1 protein-coding gene is annotated in these 2675 nt (G+C 63.6%); it reads left to right on the top strand.

Translation table 11 applies throughout. From position 1 onward, the window contains the following. Positions 1-83: 83 nt before the first annotated feature. Positions 84-2675, top strand: a 2592-nt coding sequence (locus WAN02_RS15350; RefSeq protein ID WP_422265060.1) for an indolepyruvate ferredoxin oxidoreductase family protein, incomplete at its 3' end; no start/stop codon positions are given.

The raw sequence follows: 2675 nt of genomic DNA, 5'->3' as shown, positions 1-2675 counted from the left end.
ACGATCAGTTGACCTTCTGACTCCCAATAAGGATCCTTAACAGTACTTACGAACCAGTCGCGGCGCAGCCGTATCAGCAACGGATGGTGCACTTGTCAAATGCTCCTGTGGGTGTGGATGCGCCCCTGGCTGACCGCTACCATCCGTCGTCTGGTCCGGTGCTGCTGACCGGTGTGCAAGCGATCGCGCGGCAGTTGATCGAGCAGCAGAACCGCGACGCTCGCGCCGGCCATCGGGTCGCCACCTTTGTCTCGGGATACCAGGGCAGTCCCCTGGCCGGTCTAGATCAACTGCTGGCGAGCCTTCCTGAGCTCGCCGATCGCAGCATTCGTCTTGAACCCGGCGTCAACGAAGAACTCGCGGCGACTGCAGTTTGGGGAAGCCAGCTCGAACTCCCGATCGGCAGGCGCACCCACGACGGTGTGATCGGTGTTTGGTACGGCAAAGGCCCGGGGCTAGATCGGGCAAGCGACGCGCTGCGCCACGCGGCGATGTACGGCGCACACCCCAGGGGCGGAGCGATCGCCTTGGTCGGTGACGATCCAGCCGCAAAGTCGTCCAGTGTGCCGGCCGCGAGCGAGCGCTCCCTGGCGGCGCTATCGATGCCGATCTTCTTCCCCCGCAACGCCAACGAAGTTGTTTCGTTCGGTCTCTACGGAGTGGCGTTGTCGCGGGCCTCGGGGTGTTGGCCGGCGCTTAAAATCGTGGCAGACGTCGCCGACGGCATCTGGACCCTCGACCGTGACTTCGCAGACTTCGACATCACCGTCCCCACGATCGAATGGGCGGGCGCTCCATGGACATACCAGCAACGGATCCTTGCTGCACCCCCGGACAGTCTCATAGCCGAAGCCGATCTCTATGGGCCACGTTGGGCAATGGTGCAGGCGTTCAACGCGGCCAACGACATCGACCGGTTGGAGGTCGACCCGGCCGAAGCCTGGTTGGGCATCGTCGCGGTGGGCACCGCGTATGACGCTGTGCGTCAGGCTCTGCGCGAACTGGGGCTATCCGATGCTGCTCTGCTGCGAGCGGGAATCCGTATCCTGCGCGTCGGGATGCCGTATCCGCTCGGCAGTGACAAGGTTCGAAAACTTGCCCGAGGCGTCGAGCAGGTATTGGTCGTCGAGGACAAGGTCTCGTTCGTCGAGGTTCAGGTGAAAGAAGCCCTGTACGGCAGATCGGACGCTCCAGCGATCGTTGGTAAAGCAAGCCTTGCCGGACTGCCGCTCATCCCCTCCGACGGTGAGCTGACCGCTGCGCGCCTACTTGGTCCGCTCCGCGCGGTGCTCAAGGACCGGGTTGCCGTTTCCAGACCCGCGCCACCGCCGCTGGCGCTGACGGTGCTGCCGACTCAGCGCGCCGCGTATTTCTGTTCGGGATGTCCGCACAACAGGTCTACGGCAGTTCCGGAGGGATCCCTGGCCGGGGGCGGTATCGGCTGCCACACGCTGGTCACGATGTCTGCGCGGACCGATTCGAAGGTTACGGCGCTGACTCAGATGGGTGGAGAGGGTGCCCAGTGGATTGGGCAGGCCCCGTACACGGACATCGGCCACATCTTCCAAAACATCGGCGACGGAACATATTTCCACTCCGGCCAACTCGCCGTGCAGGCCTGCGTTGCCGCCGGTGTCAACATCACCTACAAGATCCTATTCAATTCGGCGGTGGCGATGACCGGCGCCCAAGAAGTTCAGGCGGGATTGTCTGTTCCTGAACTGACACACAAGCTGCACGCCGACGGCGTCGCCAAGATCATCGTCTGCGCTGAGGATCCGCACCGCCACAAGGGCGCGTCGTTTGCCTCCGGAGTTGTGGTGTGGGACCGCGACCGTCTCGAAGAGGCTCAGCTGCTCCTCCGCGATATTGCGGGCGTCACAGTCCTCATCTACGACCAACAGTGCGCGGCAGACGCGCGCCGCAAGCGCAAACGCGGCGAGCTTCCGATCCGCCGGACCCGGGTGCTGATCAACGAGGCGGTTTGCGAGGGTTGCGGAGACTGCGGGGTCAAAAGCAACTGCCTCTCAGTACAACCCGTCGATACCGAGTTCGGCCGCAAAACCCGCATCGACCAGACCACCTGCAACACCGACTACACGTGTCTGGACGGCGACTGCCCATCCTTCGTGACGGTGGAGCTGCCGTCCTCGCGGGGTGCGGCCCTGCCGAAACCGCCGGTCCTCACACCGCCGGTAGTCGCCGACCCTGCGCAACCAGTTGCCCTTCCGCACAACATGTTCCTCGCAGGAATCGGAGGCACGGGCATCGTCACGGTCAACCAAGTCCTGGCGATGGCCGCACTGCGCGCCGGACTACATGCGGAAGGCCTCGACCAAACGGGGCTCAGCCAAAAGGCTGGGCCCGTCACCTCGCATCTGCGGCTGAGTCCGCAGACCGTTGCAACGTCCAACCGCATCAGTCCCGCATCAGCGGACTGCGTGATCGCCTTTGACCTGCTTACAGCCGCCGACGACAAATATGTCGGCTATGGCAACGCCGGGCATACCATCACCGTCGCGTCGACGAGCAAGACACCGACGGGCGACATGGTGTACGACGGTACCGTCGACTACCCCAGCGATGAGGTCTTGCTGTCTCGTCTAGATGTTCGATCACGATCACTCGTCTCATTTGACGCCCTCGACGCGGCGCAACGTCTCTTCGGGGCCACC

Source organism: Mycobacterium sp. (assembly GCF_049281135.1).
GTDB lineage: Bacteria > Actinomycetota > Actinomycetes > Mycobacteriales > Mycobacteriaceae > Mycobacterium.
The sequence above is the reverse complement of the archived record's forward strand: the minus strand, read 5'-3'. Positions and strand labels throughout refer to the sequence as shown.